Here is a 16,867-nt window from a genome sequence, read left to right on the forward strand (position 1 = left end):
ACCGGGCCGTCCGCGCCGCCCGGCCGGCCCGCGCCACCGCCCGCGCCGAACCCCCCGGGGCCTTGCGCCGGCACCGTCTCGCCCCGCGCGATCCGCGCATCACGGTCCGCGCGAAACGCTTCGAACAGCGCCTGTTCGTTCGCCTTCAACGGCACCGACAGGTTGAACCCCCAGCGCAGCTGTTCGCGGTTCTGCGCCAGGAAATTGACCGGCCGGCTGTCGATGCTCAGCAGCGTGCCGTTGGCGTCGCGGACGAACCGGTCGCCGAACGCCGCCTCGATCGCGGCGGTGGGGGCCGGCAGGTTCTCGGTCGCATTGGCGATCCGCGTGCGGACATAGTTGGCGACCAGCGACAGGTCGGGCGTGTTGAACGGTTTCCAGTTCGCGCCGATCTTGAACACGCGCCGCGTGTCGGATTGCAGGTCCGGATTGCCGCCGCTGATCTGCGTGATCCCCACCGTCTGCGCGTTCCGGTAATCGAACACCCGGACGTCGAACGTCGAAATCTGCGGATTGCCCAGCTGCTGCACGCTCGGCGCGCCTTCCTCGCGCGTTTGCGACGCGATCAGGCTCAGCCGCCCGGTCGGCCGCCAGTTCAGGCCGTAACCGATCTTGGTTAGTGTCCCGAAATCGGAAAGCTGGTCGATCGATGCGTTGAGATTGGCCGATACGTCGCCGATCGCGCTCAGCACGTCGGCGCGCCGACTGGTCAGCGGAATATCGATATTGCCCTGCGCATTGGCGTTGCTGCGGTCCAGATTGGCCGACCGCACCACCCCCGACCGTACCGACCGCGTGTCGAACGCGTTCAGCTCGCCCCCCACCTTGATGGTCGTGCTGACCGGCCCGGCGGGCAGCCGGAACGGCGTTCCGCTGGCGATCAGCTGTATGTCGCCGCTGTTGCTCACCGACCGCGCCCGGTCCGCCGCGCGCGGCGTGTACAGGTCGATCGGCAGCGGCCCGAACGGGTTCAGCGTCGGGCTGCCTGCGTCCAGCAACGCCTGCACCGCGCTGCCGTCCAGCCCGGTGGCGCTGCGGGTGCGCGATACCGCCCGGTCGTAATTGCCCGTCGCGGTCAGGTTCCAGCCGTCCAGCGCCTTGTTCAGCGCGAAACCGGCATGCGCCGTCTCGCCGCTATTGTCCTGGCGCAACGCCGCGCCGCCGTCGGGATAGCGATAGACCGACACCGCCTGCCCGAACGGCGAGAACGGATTGCCCGCCGGCAGGTTCAGCCGCGATCCGGCCAGCCCGCGCAGCCCTTCGCTGCCGGTCGCGCCGAAATTGCCGGTGATCGTCGCGGACACGTCGTCGAACACCGTGCGGTTCAGCACCGCGTTCAGCGACAGCGTGTCGCTCGCCGCCTGCAACGTGCGGTATCGCCCGACGTCGGTGACGTTGGCGACGCCCGCCGTCCCTACGAACTGGCCCAGCGTCGGCCGACCGGTCACGCCCGCCGGCACGCCCGCCACCGTCACGATGCTGCCCGCCGCCTGGCTCAGCGCCGGGTCGATCTGCGTCTGTCCGGGGGCCGGCCCGACATTGCCGATGGTGTCGAACAGCTGCGCCGATCGGCCGGGAATGATGTCGCGGTCGCTTTCCAGCAGAGATCCCGTCTTCCGGTAATCGACCGACAGGTTCAGTCGCCCGGCCTTGTTGATCCGCAACAGGCTGCTCTGGATCCGCCCGCCCGTGCCGCCGCCGTCGGTCGTCGTGTTACCGGTCAGTTCGCCGGTCACCGCGTTGAACCGCGGGCGCAGCACGAAATTGACGACCTTCTGGTCCGCCCGATACCCGTATTTCAGCGCGACCTCTTCGGGCAGGATATCGACGCGCAGGATCGCCTCGGTCGGGATGTCGCGCAGTTCGCCGAACCCCGATATCCGCTTGCCGTTCAGCAACGTCACCGGCTGCCCGCCGTCGCGGCCCTGCCCGCTGCCGGTCTGCGCCGCCAGTTCGGCCAGCAGTTCGGTAACGGTGCTGACGCCGTAGGAACGGATATCGGCGGGCGACAGCGTCACTTCTGCCGGAATGTTGCCCACCACGCTGCCCGGTGGGCGCTGCCCGGTGACGACGATCGCGGCCTCCGAATCGGCATCGACATCCGCCTCCGCATCGCCCGGTGCGGGGGCCGGCGTCGCGGTTTCGGTCGGCGGCTGCGGCGCGGCCTGCCGGGCATAGGCACCCTGCGCCCCGCCCGCCAGGAGCAGCCCGACCAATATCCTGCCGTGATTCATGATGTCATCTGCCCTTTTTTTCCGGCCGCTGTAACGACGCCGGGATGACCCGGTATTGCAACGTCGTAACGTTCGTCGATTAACCGCGCCCTAGAGCGCCGGACCGAACCCGCCGCCTGGCGCCGTCCGCAGGCGCAGGCCGAAACACGGCACCATCGGCCAGAACATCGGCCTGACCATGTCGCTGGACATATCGGTCCGGCGTCACGATCCGTAACGCGACCGGTCCAGCACCGCGTTGCCTGCCTCCGCCATCCCGGTCTTGGCGCCGATCGTCAGGATCATGCGGGTATGACGCGCCGGAATGTCCACGCCCCGCCATGCCCAGCGCCCGCCGCCGAATCGAGCGCTTATCGCCCGCTGGCGGTGCCCGCCCCGCCGCCCCATATCCGCTGGCCCAGCCCAAAAAGGACCCGATCCTGCACCCCGTTCCCACCCCGCCCCGCCCCGGCCAGGAAAGCGTCTGGGACTATCCCCGCCCGCCGATCGCCGAACGCAGCGCCCGCCATGTCCGCATCGTCCACCACGGTGTCGTCGTCGCCGACACGCACCGCGCAGTCCGCACGCTGGAAACCAGCCATCCGCCGACCTGGTACATCCCGCCGGACGACATCGCGCCCGGCCTGCTGCATGCGGCATCCGGCGGCAGCTTCTGCGAATGGAAAGGCCATGCCCGCTATCACGACGTCGTGGTCGGCGACGTGCGGCTGGCCGCGGTCGGCTGGTCCTACCCCGCCCCCACGCCCGGCTTCGCGGCGCTGCGCGATCACGTGGCCTTCTATGCCGCGCCGTTCGACGGTTGCTTCGTGGACGGCGAACGCGTCGTGCCGCAACCGGGCGGCTTCTACGGCGGTTGGATAACGTCGGACGTCGCCGGGCCGTTCAAGGGTATCGCCGGCAGCCGCTTCTGGTAACGGCTCCACCATGATCCCGCGCACCCTGATCGACAGTACCGAAATCGCCGGCGGCGGCACGTTGCGGCTGGTCCGGCGCGGCGAGGAATGGTCGATCACGCTGGCCAACAACGAACTGATGAACAGCCGGACCAGCGGGTCGGAGGTGGCGCTCGCCACGCTCGGCTGCGCACCCGTCGCGCTGCGGCCCGCGCCGCGCATCCTGATCGGCGGGCTGGGCATGGGGTTCACGTTGCGCGCCGCCCTGTCGGTGCTGCCTGCCGATGCGGTGGTTGAGGTGGCCGAACTGGTCCCCGCGGTCGTTACCTGGGCGCGTGGGCCGCTTGCCGCACTGCACGGCGACGGGCTGGTCGATCCGCGCACCCGCCTGTTCGAAGGCGACGTGCTGGTGCCGATCCGTGCCGCGCGTGCCGGGTACGACGCGATCCTGCTGGATGTCGACAACGGCCCGGACGGCCTGTCCCGCGCCGGCAACGACGCGCTCTACACCGACGTCGGGCTGCGCGCCGCGGCCGCCGCGCTGCGCCCCGGGGGTGTACTGGCGGTCTGGTCCACCGCGCCCGACGCCGGCTTCGTCCGCCGCATGGCCGCCGCCGGTTTCGCGGTCACCGAACATGTCGTCCGCGCCAACGGCCTGCGCGGCGGCGCCCGCCACATCGTCTGGATCGGGGTGCGCGGTCAGAGCACGGCTGCATCAGAAAGAGTCACCTGACACCAGTCCCAAGCGGACAAGGTCATGCCTCCAAGACCCGTCCATCCCGAGCGAAGTCGAGGGACCCGTCGAGCGTAGCCGAGACGTCCGACAACAGCCCTCGGCTGCGCTCGGGGAACGTGCCTCGACTACGCTCGGCATGGACGGGTCCGTTTAATTCGCATCGCCCCCTACTTCTTCGGCTCGGTATGCAGTTTCACCACGTTCGGCAGCTTCTTGCCCTTCGTCCGGCGCGACGGCAGCTGGACCGGATTCTGCTTCTTCCAGTCCGCCCAGCGCATCGGCCCGTCGGGCGTATCGATCATCATGTCGTCCATCGCGTCTCTCCGTCGTCGCCTGTCGGGACAGCAAACCTGCGGCGCCGCCGTTCGCTCCGCCCGGCCTCTCGACAGGCGCACCGCACAGGCGTCTATGGCGGCCATGCCCACGCTGCTGCTCTATCCGATCGCCGCGACCGCCGAAATCGCCGGCTGCTTCGCCTTCTGGGCCTGGGTGCGGCTCGACCGGTCGCCGCTGTGGCTGCTGCCCGGCATCGCGGCGCTGCTGCTGTTCGCATGGCTGCTCACGCTCGCGCCCGTCGATGCCGCGGGGCGCGCCTTCGCGGCCTATGGCGGCGTCTACGTCGCCGCGTCCGTCGTCTGGGCCTGGCTCGCGGAGGGTGTCCGGCCGGATCGCACCGATATTGCCGGTGCGGTCGTCGCGCTGGTCGGGGCCGGCATCATCCTGCCCGGCCCGCATCACCCGCCGGCGATATCCAGATAGGCGATCACGTCGTCCGGCGTCTGGATGAACAGCCCGGCCTGCACCTCCGCCGGTTGCCGCGCCGCCAGCGCCAGCGCCTCGACCAGCGGGGCATAGACCAGCGTCTCGGCCCCGCCGCCGCCGTCCACGCCGCCGTCCGTGTCATGATCCAGATGATAAAGCCGCACCGTCACGTCCGCCGCCGTCGTCCGCATGTGCCGTCCCCGTCCTTCGCCAGTCGCGGCCCGATGCCCCAACCCCGCCACCACGTCCAGCCCGCCCGGATCGGAACCCCGCGCGCGGCGGGCGGTTACCCCGCCGACACGCATTCGATCGGAACCCCACATGAAGACGCTCCACGCCGCGCTGCTCGGCACCGCCGCAGTCGCGCTGCTCGCCGCCGGCACCGCCATCGCCGCCGACGGCCCGGCGAAGCTGACGCAGGTCGCGACCTTCGATCATCAGGTCACCGGCGTCACGGTGTCGCCCGACGGCCGCATCTTCGTCAATTTTCCGCGCTGGACCGACGACGCGCCGGTTTCGGTGGCGGAGGTCCGCGGCGGCCGCACCACCGCCTATCCGGATGCGAAGTGGAACGCCTGGCGCAACGCCAAGGCGCAGACCATGCCGGTCGGCGAACATTTCGTCTGCGTCCAGTCGGTCGTGGCGGACGGGCGCGGCGGCCTCTGGGTGCTCGACCCCGCGGCACCGGGGAACGAGAAGATCCTCGAAGGCGGACCGAAGCTGGTCCGGATCGATCTCGCCACCAACCGCGTGACGAAGGTCATCCGCTTCGCCGGCGACGTGGCGTTGCAGGGCACCTACCTCAACGACATCCGCTTCTCGCCCGACGGCCGGACCGGCTACATTACCGACTCCGGCACGCGCGGCGCGATCATCGTGGTCGATCTCGACGCCGGCACCGCGTTCCGCACGCTCGACGGCCACCCGGCGACGCAGGTCGAAAAGGACGTGACCGTCACCGTCGACGGCAAGCCGCTCGTCCGCCCCGACGGCCGCCAGCCGGCCTTTGCGGCCGACGGCATCGCCCTGTCGAACGACGGCCGCACGCTCTATTTCCAGGCGCTCACCGGCCGCACGCTCTACGCGATCGACACCGCCAAGCTGAAGCGCGACACGCCGAAGGCGGAGACGGCGGCCGCGTTGCGCAAGGTTGGCACCACCACCGTCGCGGACGGCCTGTGGATGAGCAAAGCGGGCGTCCTCTACGTTACCTCCCCCACCGACAACGCGGTCAAGCGCTGGACCGGCACCACGCTGGAAACCGTCGTGCAGGACAAGCGGCTGCGCTGGCCCGACACGATGTCGGAAGGGCCGGACGGCACGCTCTACGTCACCGCCAGCCACATCCAGGACACGAACTGGTTCAAGCCCGGCGCGCCCGCCTCGATCCGGACCGAACTTTTTTCGTTCAGGCCCACGCGCTGACGGTCCGGCCATTGACACCGGTCGCCAGGCCGGGTCCGTGCCGCTATGCGCCACGCCAGTGATGCGGCCGATGGATGACCTGCGATGACGATGGATCTGGCCGGGACGATCGCGCTGGCGGCCGGCGCCGGCGTACTCGGCGGCGCGATGAACGCTCTCGCTGGCGGCGGCAGTTTCGCCACGCTCCCCGCACTGATCGCGATCGGCCTGCCCGCCAACGTCGCCAACGCGACGTCGAACGTCGCACTGATGCCTGGCGCGGGGATGTCTGCCTGGGCGTTCCGCGACGAACTCCAACCGATCGGCGGCGTCCGGGTCCGCACGCTGGCCGCCATCACCTTCGTCGGCGGCTTGATCGGCGCTGTGCTGCTGGCGGTCACGCCGTCGCGCGCGTTCGATCTCATCATCCCGTGGCTGCTGCTGTTCGCCACGGTCATCCTCGCCTGGGGTCCGCGCGCCGCGCTCTGGCTGAAGTCGCGCGTCACGATCGCCCCGCCCGTGCTGATGGCGGCGCAGGCGCTGCTTGGCATATATGGCGGCTATTTCGGCGGTGGCGTCGGCCTGATGACCACCGCGATCTACGGCCTGCTCGCCAACATCGGCCCGCGCGCGCTGTTCGCCCCGCGCACGCTGATGCTCGCTATCGCAAACTTCGCCGCAACGATCGTGTTCGTCGCCAGCGGCCTGGTGAACTGGCAGTCCTGCGTGCCCATGCTGGCCGGCGGCATCCTCGGCGGCTGGCTCGGCGCGCGGCTGGGCAAACGCCTGCCGCCGAAACCAGTCCGCATCTGGACGTTGTTGGTGACGATCGTGACAACGGCCGTCTTCTTCAACCGCGCCTACGGCTAGGTCGCGGGGCAAGCCTCACCCCGTTTGGTTCGAGCCTGTCGAGAACTCAGCGCTGAGTTCTCGACAGGCTCGAACCAAACGAAATTATTAAGACCCGTCCATCCCGAGCGAAGTCGAGGGACTTCCCCCGAGCGTAGCCGAGGGGCGATGTGGGCTTCTCGACCGCGCTAAAGGCGCCCGTCGACTTCGCTCGGCATGAACGGGTGGAAGAGCGCAGATTAACGCCCCCTCCCCAAACTCACCCCCCGAACGGGCGATCCAGCGTGATATGCCCGCGCTCCTTCAGCACCGCGATCGCCCGCTTCACCTCCTGGCTTTCGCCGCGGGGCATGATGAGGATCGCGTCGCCCGTCGCCACGACGATCAGGTCCGACACGCCCACCATCGCGACAAGCGGCCCGTCGGTGCGGATCAGGCAGCGCTGCGTGTCGATCGCCACCACGTCGCCATGCTGCGCATTGCCCGCAATGTCGCGGTCGGCCAGCTGGTGGATCGCGTCCCAGCTGCCGACGTCGGACCAGCCCATCGCCACCGGCACCACGACGACGCGGTCCGCCTTTTCCATCACCGCATAATCGACCGAATCGGACGGCGACGCCGCGAACGCCACCGGATCGGGGAACAGCCGGTCGCCCTCGCGCGCCGCACCCGCCACCGCACGGCGCGCCGCGTCCGCCATGGCGGGGGCATACTTGTCCAGCGCCGCCATGTAGGTATCGGCCCGGAACAGGAAGATGCCGCCGTTCCAGTAATGGCCGCCCGCATCCAGATACCCTTGCGCCGTCGCGCGGTCCGGCTTCTCCACGAACCGTGCGACCGCGTGGACGCCGTCCGCCAGCGCGCCGCCCGCCTGGATATAGCCATAACCCGTATCCGGGGCGTCGGGCTCGATCCCGAACGTCGCCATCGCCCCGTCGCTCACCAGCGGCAGCGCGCGGTCGATCGCGGCACGAAACGCGTCCGGGTCGGCGATGACATGGTCGGACGGCATTACCAGCAGCACGGCGTCGGGGGCGGCGGCCACCGCCGCCAGCGCGATTGCCGGCGCGGTGTTGCGCGCCATCGGTTCCAGGATCAACAGTGCGCCCTCCACCCCGGCCACGGCCAGCTGTTCGGCGATCACGTCGGCATGCGCGGCATTGGCCACCACGATCGGTGCCCCGAAACGCGCGTCCTGCGGCGTCCGGCGCGCGGTCAGCTGCAGCATCGTGTCCGCATGCGTCAATGCCAGCAACTGCTTGGGCCGACCGGTACGCGACAACGGCCACAGACGCGTTCCCGACCCGCCGGACAGAATGACGGGGACGATCTTCATGGACGGCATCCGCAATGTTCCCAGACAGCAGGCGTGACGCCGCTTAGACGCTTGGTAACCCGGGGGGGGCCGCGCTGTTCCATCGATCGGACATGTTCGGCACGCTCGGGCGCCCCCGATCGCGACCGGACCGGTCGGCACCGAACGGGCGATTGTCGGCCACCCGCCCCGTCTCGGCGATATCCGCGGCCGCCCGCCCGCGCTATGAAGCGGTATGGACATCGACATGCGCACCCGCTTCGCCGCCGACGAAATGCTGCTGGACGATGCCGGACCGGGGGAGGCCGCGCCGGGCAAGCCCGCGTTCCGGCTGGAGGACCCGCACGCCGCGCCGGACGCGATCGTCGTCGCCGCGGTCGATCGGCCCGTCCTGTTCGGCTATGCCCCCGCCCGCCCCAACGGGCGCGCGCTGCTCGTGATCGGCGGTGGCGGTTATACGCAGCTGATGGCCGGGCGGGAGGGGGTGGCCGTCGCGCGCTGGCTCACCGGCCTCGGCTTCCACGCCTTCGTGCTGGTCCACCGTTTCCCGAACGCGACCACCGGCCCCGCCGCGCCGATCGAAGATGCCGTCCGCGCGATGCAGGCGATCCGCGCGCATGCCGCCGGGTTTGCCGCGGTCGGCGTCGTCGGCCTGTCGTCGGGGGGGCATCTGGCCGCCTGCCTGCTCGGCCCGCATCCCGAGGGCGTCCGCCCCGATGGCGCGGTGATCGGCTATGCGCCCATATCGACCAACGCCGCCGGCCGCACCGTCGTCGCGGACAAGCCCCCGCTCGTCCCGCCGGAAAAGCAGGCGCTGTACGACCGGTTCCAGCCCGATCGCCAACTGGCCGATGCGCCGCCGCCGGTGTTCATCGTCTATGCCGGCAATGATCCCGTCGTCCCGATCGACAATGCGCACCGCCTGCACGCCGCACTGGTCGCGGCCGGCGGCCGTCCCGAGCTGCACATCTTCGCCGATGCCCCGCACGGCTTCGCACTCGACACGCCCGACCTGCCCGTGTCGCTCTGGCCCACGCTGTGCGCCGCCTGGTTGCGTCAGGTGTGCCTGGCCCCGCCGGGATAGCCATCCGCCGCTCCCGGCGGGCCGCATTAGTGCAATGATCTTGAAATATCGCACTAAGCGACCATCTCCTGCTCATGGCCCGCCCCTTCCACCATCCCGCCGAAGCGGACATGACGCTCGACGGCGTCCTGCACGCGCTGTCGGACGGCACCCGCCGTTCGATCGTGGCGAAACTCGTCGCGACCGGCGGGCTGAACTGCGGCCAGTCGTGCGATGATCTGCCCGCCTCCACCATTTCGCATCATCACCGCATCCTGCGCGACAGCGGCCTCATCCGCTCGGAACGGCGCGGCGTAGCGGTGTTCAACAGCGTGCGCACGGACGAACTCGACCGCCGCTTCCCCGGCCTGGTCGCCAACATCCTTGCCGCCGAATCCAGGAGCCCCCGCCCATGACCGCCCTTTCCATCCTCGACCTCGTCCGCGTCACCGAAGCCACCGATGCGAAGGGCGCGATCGACAATGCGCGCGACCTGGCCGTCCATGCCGAAACGCTCGGCTACGAACGCTTCTGGGTTGCCGAACATCACAACATGGTCGGCATCGCCAGCGCCGCCACCTCCGTCGTGCTGGGCCATATCGCCGCGGGCACGCGCCGCATCCGCGTGGGGGCCGGCGGCGTCATGCTGCCCAACCATGCGCCGATCGTGATCGCCGAACAGTTCGGGACGCTCGCCGTCATGCACCCCGGCCGGATCGATCTCGGCCTCGGCCGCGCCCCCGGCACCGACCAGCATACCGCCCGCGCGCTCCGCCGGTCGCTGGTGAACAACGACGATTTCCCGCAGGACGTGCTCGAACTCCAGGCCTATTTCCGCACTGCCCGCCCCAATCAGGCGGTGCAGGCCGTCCCCGCCGCCGGCACCGACGTCCCGCTCTGGATCCTGGGGTCCAGCACCTATGGCGCGCAGCTCGCGGCCGAGCTGGGCCTGCCCTATGCGTTCGCGTCGCACTTCGCGCCCGGTTCGCTGGTTCCCGCGCTCAACATCTACCGCACCCGGTTCAAGCCGTCAGCGCAGCTCGCCCGCCCGCATGCCATGATCGGCGTCAACATCGTCGCGGCCGATACCGACGCGGAGGCCCGCCGCCTCGCCACCACGCAGCAGATGAGCTTTGTCGACATGTTCCGCGGCACCCGCGGGCTCAGCCGTCCGCCGATCGACGATATCGACGCCTACTGGTCGCCCGTCGAACGGGCGCAGGCCATGTCGATGCTCGCCCGCTCGATCGTCGGCAGCCCGGAAACCGTCCGCGCCGGCATTGCCGCCCTCGTCGCGGAAACGGGGGCTGACGAACTGATGATCGTCTCGGACGTCTACGACCACGCCGCCCGCCGCCACTCCTATACGCTGATCGCGGAGGCAGCCGCCGCCCGCCGGGACCTCGCGGCGTAATCCGACCGGAACGGCCCCGCCGTCGAGGCTACCGGATGTGACCGGCGGCGGGGGGGGGGGCGTCCCTAACGGGCGTAGTGGCTGGCGACGCCGACCTCCAACTCCCGCCCGGGGCAGCACTTCTTCGGGCTCCGGCCGGTCTATGATCTCGGACAGCAACCGGATATCGCGGCGGACCACTGCGGTGCAGACTGGCGGACCGGTCGTTCGCCGCGGCGTTCGGGATCGGGGCGTGTTCCGGCATCGGTGACGATCGCGGATCGTCTCCGCTATCCGCCGCGTCGCCCCCCGGTCGCGCTGCGACATGTGCCGGGACGGGCTAGCCACTCATATTATCGCCGGTTTCCGGCAGCACATGTCCCCGGTCAGCGTCCGGCGGCAGGTTTGCCCAGCACGGCCATCGCCCTGGCTGCGCGCGCAACCGGCAGATTGCCTGCACAGCCGTCCGTCCAGTAACTGCGGCCCGCGCGCTTGAGATAGATGAGGTAGGATCGGCCCGCGGTCAGTTCCGCCCGGCACGTTGTCGCCTCGGTCCTGATGAGGATCGGCCCCGACAGGCGCGTCTTCCAGCTCCGCCGGACATGCATGCGATAGGCACGCGCCGCCGGATCACGGTCATCGAACGCGGTGACGTCTGCGACGACGACGGCGTCTGCGGCGCGGGCCAGCGCCGCGGGCGTCCGCATGACGCAACGACAGGCTTCGACCTGAACCGGTACGAGTGCCAGGCCGGCAAGGATGACCGAACCGACCACGCCGACCGGACCACGAATATGATCAGACAAATGCCGTCCCTCTGCTCGACCGGGTCATACCGAGGATGTTTGGCTCGTACGGCGTCCGGGGATCGTCCTTGTCATGGATCAGTTCGCTCCGCCGCCCAAGCCCGCAGGCAAGAACCGCTTGTTCGGCGGCATGGGAGAAACCCGGTGCGCCCGCGACATGGGCCAGTTCATGGATAAGCGTCGCCAGCACCACCCAACGGCCTTGCCGGAATGCCGTCGATGAAATCGCGATATCCTTGTAGTTGTTGGTACTGGTTGCTCCGTAACGGCTCGGATTATCCTCATAATTCAACCAGATCGTCTTGTCCGCCAGCAGGCTGGTCAGCGTCTTCTGAAACGGCAGCACCTTGAAATACGCGTCCGCCCCCGGAAGGTTTCGCGCGATCCAGTGCGCGCGTTCCCGAGACCAGGTCAGCATGTGCCGATTGCCCGAAGGGACTGCGCGCCAGAGCGGGTAGATCGGGGTATGATCGCCGACATTGATCTGGATCATATCAACCTCCGGTCCTGCAACGCTCTGAACCAAGCGGCCGGACCGGGAAAACGATCCCCTGTCCGACCGGACTCGGCACGATGCCCTGCTTTTACCAGCCGCTGGGCTTGCCCTTGTTCTGCTGGTCCAGCCAGGTCTTCAGCGGCGCGAAATAGTCGACCAGCGCCTTGCCCGACATCTGGCGCGTGCCGGTGAACGCCTGCAACGCGTCCGGCCACGGCTTCGACGCGCCCATCGCCAGCATGGTGTTCAGCCGCGCGCCGACCTGCTTGTTGCCGTAGAAGGAACAGCGGTGCAGCGGCCCCTTCCAGCCCGACTGGTCGCACGCCGCCTTGTAGAACTGGAACTGCAGGATGCGCGCCAGGAAGTAGCGCGCATAGGGCGTGCTCGCCGGGATATGATATTTCGCGCCCGGATCGAACCGCGTCTCGTCGCGCGCGACCGGCGGCTTGATCCCCTGATATTGCAGGCGCAGCGCGTCCCAGCCCTTCTGGTAGCCGCTCGTCGGGATCGCGCCCGAAAACACGCCCCAGCGCCACTTGTCCATCATCAGCCCGAACGGCAGGAACGCCACCTTGTCCATCGCCTGGCGCAGCAGCAGGCCGATATCCTTGTCCGCCCCCGGCACCTTGGCCGGATCGAGCAGCCCGATCTTCACCAGATAGTCGGGCGTGATCGACAGCGCGACGAAATCGCCGATCGCCTCGTGGAACCCGTCGTTCGCACCGTTCTGGTACAGCAGAGGCTGCTTGTTATACGCGCGCTGGTAATAATTATGCCCCAGCTCGTGATGGATCGTGGTGAAATCGTCCGCATTCACCTTCGTGCACATCTTGATGCGGATGTCGTCCTTGTTGTCCAGGTCCCACGCCGACGCATGGCAGATCACCTCGCGGTCGGCGGGCTTCACGATCTGCGACCGTTCCCAGAACGTCTTGGGCAACGGTGCGAACCCCAGCGAGGAATAGAAGCCCTCGCCCGTCTTCACCATGCGGACGGGGTCGTAGCCCTTGGCCTTCAGCAGGTCGCCGACGTCATAACCCAGGTCGCCCGCCCCGGCCGGCGCGACCACGTCATAGATGCCGCCCCATTCCTGCGCCCACATATTGCCGAGCAGGTCCGCGCGGATCGGGCCGGTCTTCGCCTGCACCGCATCGCCATATTTCGCGTTCAGCTTGGCGCGCACATAGGTGTGGAGCGACAGGTACAGCGGCTCCACTTCCTTCCAAAGCTGGTCGGCCAGCTTTTCGAAATCGTCGGCGGGCATGTCGTACCCCGAACGCCACATCGCGCCGGTGTCCTTGAACCCCAGTTCGCGCGACCCTTCGTTGGCGATCCCCGCCATCTTCGCATAGTCGCCGCGCATCGGGGCGCCGACATTGTCGTGCCAGCTGACCCACATCTCCTTCAGTTCGGCCGGGTCGCGGCTGGTCCCCATCGCGGCCTCGATGTCCGATCCGTTGATCGGCTTGCCGTCCTTCAGCCCGCGCCCCTTGCCGTAGGCGGACGACATCTTGGTCGACAGGTCGGACAGCGTCTGTGCTGCCCCCGGCGTCGTCGGCGCGGGCAGGGTCAGACCGTTCTTCAGGATATCCAGCTTCCGCCGCGTATCGGGCGAAATCCCCTTCACACCGTCGAACTTCGCCGCGCCCAACGCGAACCGCACCGCCATCTCGGTGCCCACCGCGCCCGATTTCGCGGCCAGCGCATCGGTATCGTCGGTGATGTAGGTCGCGTTCACCCAGGCGATCCGCGACGCGTCGATCGAATAGTCGAGCGCTTCCTTCTGCACCTGTTCGACGAACGCGTCTGCGGCGGCCGGCGTGGCGGCCGGCATGGCGGCGACCGGCGCGGCGGTCTGCGCCAGGACGGGTGTCACGGCGGTTGCGGACAGGAGAAGGGCGAACGCGGAAAGTCCGTTGCGGATCATGCGGATGAGAGACCTAACTGGATAGGAAAACGCTAACCTGCACGGCCGAAGCGCATCCGGTCAAGCACCGTCCCACACCCCCGTCATCCCAGACTTGATCCGGGATCCCGCTTCTCCTTCGCTACCTCGAGGAAGAAGCGAGACCCCGGATCAAGCCCGGGGCGACGGATCGGCAGGCGCGCCCGTCACCACCTCCAAAGCCCCCACCGAAACCTCCAGCGCCGCCGCCAGCTTCGCGCGCGTCGCAGGCGTCCCATGCCCCGCCCCCATCTCGATCCGGCTGATCCACACCCGGCTCACCCCCGCCCGCGCCGCCAGCGCGTGCTGGCTCAACCCACGATGCCGCCGCCACGCCGCCAGCGGATGCGCACCGCCCGCGATCGCCGCCGCGACATCCGCCGGCGGCAACGCCTGCAAGGCCTGCGCCGCCAGATCACGCAACCGGTCGTAGATGTCGGCCGGCACCATCACCATCTCGCGCCCGTCCCGCCCGCGGAACCGCATCAATGGATCGTCGCCCAGCGTCATGCGTCCCCCGCACTCCACCAGTCGAACGCCGCCCGCTGTTCGGCCGTCACCAGCGCCTGCGCCGCCGGCCCGGTCCAGTCGCCGACATGACCCAGCATCAGCGCGCGGCCGCCGGTCCACCAGCCCTGCCCCGGCAACCCGTCGCTGGCGCGCACTACCAGCACCGCCAGCCCCGGTTCGCCGGCCGCGCGACCATCTTCGTCGATCTGCTCCATCGTGCGGCACAGCGCGCGCATCCGCGGCCGGCTGAACCGCAGGCCCAGCTCCGCCAGCATCTCGGAATAGGTCAGCGCCGTACCTGCCCGCGCCGCCGCCACCAGCACCGCACGGACCCGCTCGACATCGCCGATCCGGTTTGCGACATCGGTGCCGTCCGCCTGCTCATGCGTTACTTCGTCCATCACGCCACCGTCCCCCGCACAGGATGCCCATCATGCCCGATCCAGCGCCCGGCACCATCCGCATCGGCATCGGCGGCTGGACCTACGCGCCCTGGCGCGGCACCTTCTTCCCGGACAAGCTGCCCCATAGCCGCGAACTGGAACATGCCGCCACACGGCTGACCGCGCTGGAGATCAACGCCACCTATTATGGCCGGCAGAAACCCGAAACCTTCGCGAAATGGGCAGCCGCGGTGCCGGACGGGTTCCGTTTCGCGGTCAAGGCGTCGCGCTATGCCACCGCCCGCAAGAAGCTTGCCGACGGCGCGGAGTCGGTCGCCATGTTCCTGGATCAGGGCCTCGACCGGCTCGGCGAGCGGCTCGGCCCCATCCTCTGGCAACTGCCCGCGACCAAGCCCTACGACCATGACGACCTCGGCCGCTTCCTCGACATGCTGCCGCCCCGCATCGGCGACCGCCCCGCCGCCCATGTGCTGGAGGCGCGCCATGCGAGCTTCGCGGACACCGGCTTCGTCGACCTGCTGCGCGATCATAATGTCGCGATCGCCCATGTCGACCGCGCGGACGCGCCCGCGATCGACGCCGTTACCGCCGACTTCGGCTACGCCCGGCTCGAACGTGCCAACCTGTCCGAACCCGCCGGCTACCCCGCCGCCGATCTCGACCGCTGGGCCACCCGCGCCACCGAAACCGCAAAGGCGGGCCACGACGCCTATGTCTTCTTCATCGCCGGCGACAAGGTCCGCAATCCGCAGGCCGCCGAAGCGCTGATCGCACGCCTTGCCGCATCCTGACCCGGACCATGACCGTTCCAAATCGTGCGCGGATCACAGTCGGTTGAACCACGTCCCAAACGGAACCGTAGGTGCAGCCTTAGAAATCCGTCCGTTCCGCGCGCAGTCGAGGGATCCGTCGAGCACAACCGGGACGCCGACAGCGCCTCCCCGGCGTAGCTCCCGAAAACGTGCCTCGACTGCGCTCGGCAGGGACGGTCTCCTGAGTAAGATCTGGATCAAGACGTCGCGGTAAAGATCACCGCTTCTTGACGAACTCGCAGCGCAGCACTAGCCCCTTGATCCCGTCCGTCCGGCAATCGAACTCGTCCGGTCCGGTCAGCCGGATATTCTTCACCACGGTCCCGCGTTTCAGCGTCTGGCCCGCGCCCTTCACCTTCAGGTCCTTGATGAGGACCACGCTGTCCCCGTCGACCAGCGCGGTGCCGTTGCTGTCCACCGCGCCGAAATCCCCGCCCACCGCTTCGCCCGTCGGCGGCACGCTCATCGGACGGTCATTCTCCCAGTCCCATTCCACGTCCTGCGTCATGCCTGCGTCCCCCGTCCCAACAGCCGCAACGTCGCGTCGTCCGCGCCCCCGAACAGTCGCGCGAGCGCCGCTGCGAACGGTTCCCCCGCCCCGCCCGCTTCCGCGAACAGGGTCAGCGACGACCGCAGCTTCATCGCATCGACCGAACCGAACATCGCCTCTGCCGACCCGGCGGGAATCGCCGCCACGCATGCGCGCAACCGTGCGCCCAGCACAGGATGGTCGAGATAGGCCCGCGCCTCGTCCAGCGACGCGATCGCATAGGTCCGCGCCATCGCGCTGTGTCCCAGCCCGGCGATCTGCGGGAACACGAACCACATCCAGTGGCTGGTCTTGGCCCCCGCGCGGATCTCGCCCAGCGCGCGGTCGTACACGCCGTCCTGCGCGGCGACGAACCGGTCGAGCCCCGTCGACCGGTCGCCGTCACGCACTGACCTTCACCCCGCGCCAGAACGCGATCCGGTCGCGGATTTCCGCGGCGGCTTCCTTGGGATCGGGATAATACCATGCGGCATCGGGGTTCGCCGCGCCGTTCACGACCACCGAATGATAGTGCGCGGTCCCCTTCCACGGGCAGACGCTCGTCGTGTTGCTCGGCGCCAGGATGCCCGGCAACACCGCATCGCGCGGGAAATAGGCATTGCCCTCGATCGTCACGATATCGTCCGACCGTGCGATCACCTGTCCGTTCCAGCTTGCTTCGGCCATGTTTCGTCTCCTTGATGAACGGGACCAAC

21 protein-coding genes are annotated in these 16,867 nt (G+C 68.9%); 9 read left to right on the forward strand and 12 right to left on the reverse strand.

Translation table 11 applies throughout. The annotated features are described in order from the left end of the window. Positions 1-2,234: TonB-dependent receptor (locus BKY59_RS07135; protein WP_129586256.1), on the reverse strand; the 2,234-nt coding region annotated here is incomplete at its 3' end. A 419-nt stretch (positions 2,235-2,653) separates the two neighbouring features. On the opposite strand from BKY59_RS07135, the gene BKY59_RS07140 reads away from it, so the two are divergent. Further along, on the forward strand, positions 2,654-3,148 hold the full coding sequence (locus tag BKY59_RS07140) for a DUF427 domain-containing protein (protein ID WP_076070197.1): 495 nt from the start codon (positions 2,654-2,656) through the stop codon (positions 3,146-3,148). A 10-nt stretch (positions 3,149-3,158) separates the two neighbouring features. After that, entirely contained in the window at positions 3,159-3,860 is a 702-nt protein-coding gene (locus BKY59_RS07145; protein ID WP_076070154.1) for a polyamine aminopropyltransferase, read from the forward strand. A 170-nt stretch (positions 3,861-4,030) separates the two neighbouring features. On the opposite strand, the gene BKY59_RS17640 is transcribed toward BKY59_RS07145, so the two are convergent. After that, positions 4,031-4,177, reverse strand: a complete 147-nt coding sequence (locus BKY59_RS17640) for a hypothetical protein (protein WP_165374803.1) — start codon at positions 4,175-4,177, stop codon at positions 4,031-4,033. Positions 4,178-4,280: 103 nt separating this feature from the next. Here BKY59_RS17640 and BKY59_RS07150 point away from each other — a divergent pair, with 103 nt between their 5' ends. Next, positions 4,281-4,622: a YnfA family protein gene (locus BKY59_RS07150; protein WP_076070156.1), complete on the forward strand. Its 342-nt coding sequence runs from the start codon at positions 4,281-4,283 to the stop codon at positions 4,620-4,622. Here BKY59_RS07150 and BKY59_RS18300 read toward each other — a convergent pair. Continuing rightward, positions 4,598-4,948 (reverse strand): hypothetical protein, encoded by a 351-nt coding sequence (locus BKY59_RS18300; protein WP_338056518.1) that lies wholly within the window; start codon positions 4,946-4,948, stop codon positions 4,598-4,600. The two genes, BKY59_RS07150 and BKY59_RS18300, sit on opposite strands and share 25 nt — an antisense overlap. On the opposite strand from BKY59_RS18300, the gene BKY59_RS07160 reads away from it, so the two are divergent. Both BKY59_RS07160 and BKY59_RS07165 read left to right on the forward strand, forming a co-directional pair. Beyond that, positions 4,947-6,050: an L-dopachrome tautomerase-related protein gene (locus tag BKY59_RS07160; protein WP_076070158.1), complete on the forward strand. Its 1,104-nt coding sequence runs from the start codon at positions 4,947-4,949 to the stop codon at positions 6,048-6,050. The two genes, BKY59_RS18300 and BKY59_RS07160, sit on opposite strands and share 2 nt — an antisense overlap. Positions 6,051-6,134: 84 nt before the next feature. Further along, on the forward strand, positions 6,135-6,899 hold the full coding sequence (locus tag BKY59_RS07165) for a sulfite exporter TauE/SafE family protein (protein WP_240500003.1): 765 nt from the start codon (positions 6,135-6,137) through the stop codon (positions 6,897-6,899). A 238-nt stretch (positions 6,900-7,137) separates the two neighbouring features. On the opposite strand, the gene BKY59_RS07170 is transcribed toward BKY59_RS07165, so the two are convergent. Further along, positions 7,138-8,214 (reverse strand): mannose-1-phosphate guanylyltransferase/mannose-6-phosphate isomerase, encoded by a 1,077-nt coding sequence (locus tag BKY59_RS07170; protein WP_083671950.1) that lies wholly within the window; start codon positions 8,212-8,214, stop codon positions 7,138-7,140. Between the two features lie 226 nt (positions 8,215-8,440). Between BKY59_RS07170 and BKY59_RS07175 the strand changes: the two genes are divergently transcribed. The 3 genes from BKY59_RS07175 to BKY59_RS07185 all read left to right on the forward strand — a co-directional run bounded on the left by BKY59_RS07175 (position 8,441) and on the right by BKY59_RS07185 (position 10,670). Then, the gene (locus tag BKY59_RS07175; protein WP_240500004.1) at positions 8,441-9,277 is read left to right on the forward strand and encodes an alpha/beta hydrolase; all 837 of its coding nucleotides are present in this window, start codon (positions 8,441-8,443) and stop codon (positions 9,275-9,277) included. A gap of 74 nt (positions 9,278-9,351) precedes the next feature. Continuing rightward, complete coding sequence (locus BKY59_RS07180) at positions 9,352-9,672, forward strand: ArsR/SmtB family transcription factor (protein WP_076070161.1); 321 nt, start codon at positions 9,352-9,354, stop codon at positions 9,670-9,672. Further along, a complete protein-coding gene (locus BKY59_RS07185; protein WP_076070163.1) occupies positions 9,669-10,670 on the forward strand; it encodes an LLM class flavin-dependent oxidoreductase in 1,002 nt (333 codons plus the stop codon). The genes BKY59_RS07180 and BKY59_RS07185 overlap by 4 nt, the downstream gene beginning before the upstream one ends. Before the next feature lie 365 nt (positions 10,671-11,035). Here the strand turns inward: BKY59_RS07185 and BKY59_RS07190 are convergent, their stop codons facing one another. The 5 genes from BKY59_RS07190 to BKY59_RS07210 all read right to left on the reverse strand — a co-directional run bounded on the left by BKY59_RS07190 (position 11,036) and on the right by BKY59_RS07210 (position 14,807). Beyond that, entirely contained in the window at positions 11,036-11,455 is a 420-nt protein-coding gene (locus tag BKY59_RS07190; RefSeq protein WP_129586258.1) for a hypothetical protein, read from the reverse strand. Continuing rightward, positions 11,448-11,948, reverse strand: a complete 501-nt coding sequence (locus tag BKY59_RS07195; RefSeq protein ID WP_076070165.1) for a hypothetical protein — start codon at positions 11,946-11,948, stop codon at positions 11,448-11,450. Before BKY59_RS07195 ends, BKY59_RS07190 begins: the two co-directional genes overlap by 8 nt. 91 nt (positions 11,949-12,039) lie before the next feature. Beyond that, on the reverse strand, positions 12,040-13,878 hold the full coding sequence (locus BKY59_RS07200; RefSeq protein ID WP_076070166.1) for a M2 family metallopeptidase: 1,839 nt from the start codon (positions 13,876-13,878) through the stop codon (positions 12,040-12,042). Positions 13,879-14,028: 150 nt separating this feature from the next. Next, positions 14,029-14,406: a helix-turn-helix domain-containing protein gene (locus tag BKY59_RS07205; protein ID WP_076070167.1), complete on the reverse strand. Its 378-nt coding sequence runs from the start codon at positions 14,404-14,406 to the stop codon at positions 14,029-14,031. Continuing rightward, positions 14,403-14,807: a ribose-phosphate pyrophosphokinase gene (locus tag BKY59_RS07210; protein ID WP_076070168.1), complete on the reverse strand. Its 405-nt coding sequence runs from the start codon at positions 14,805-14,807 to the stop codon at positions 14,403-14,405. Before BKY59_RS07210 ends, BKY59_RS07205 begins: the two co-directional genes overlap by 4 nt. Before the next feature lie 32 nt (positions 14,808-14,839). Here BKY59_RS07210 and BKY59_RS07215 point away from each other — a divergent pair, with 32 nt between their 5' ends. Continuing rightward, the gene (locus tag BKY59_RS07215; protein WP_240500005.1) at positions 14,840-15,601 is read left to right on the forward strand and encodes a DUF72 domain-containing protein; all 762 of its coding nucleotides are present in this window, start codon (positions 14,840-14,842) and stop codon (positions 15,599-15,601) included. 238 nt (positions 15,602-15,839) lie between these two features. Here BKY59_RS07215 and BKY59_RS07220 read toward each other — a convergent pair whose 3' ends face one another. Genes BKY59_RS07220 through BKY59_RS07230 form a run of 3 tightly spaced genes read right to left on the reverse strand, consistent with a single transcriptional unit; the run spans position 15,840 to position 16,838 of the window. Then, positions 15,840-16,088: an alkylphosphonate utilization protein gene (locus BKY59_RS07220; protein WP_076070205.1), complete on the reverse strand. Its 249-nt coding sequence runs from the start codon at positions 16,086-16,088 to the stop codon at positions 15,840-15,842. 38 nt (positions 16,089-16,126) lie between these two features. Further along, positions 16,127-16,561 (reverse strand): DUF1810 domain-containing protein, encoded by a 435-nt coding sequence (locus BKY59_RS07225; protein WP_076070169.1) that lies wholly within the window; start codon positions 16,559-16,561, stop codon positions 16,127-16,129. After that, positions 16,554-16,838 carry a DUF427 domain-containing protein gene (locus BKY59_RS07230; protein WP_076070170.1) on the reverse strand — a complete coding sequence of 95 codons (285 nt, stop codon included), beginning with the start codon at positions 16,836-16,838 and terminating at the stop codon, positions 16,554-16,556. The genes BKY59_RS07225 and BKY59_RS07230 overlap by 8 nt, the downstream gene beginning before the upstream one ends. Positions 16,839-16,867: the final 29 nt, after the last annotated feature.

Source organism: Sphingomonas montana, assembly GCF_001956315.1.
Classification (GTDB): Bacteria; Pseudomonadota; Alphaproteobacteria; order Sphingomonadales; family Sphingomonadaceae; genus Sphingomonas_R; species Sphingomonas_R montana.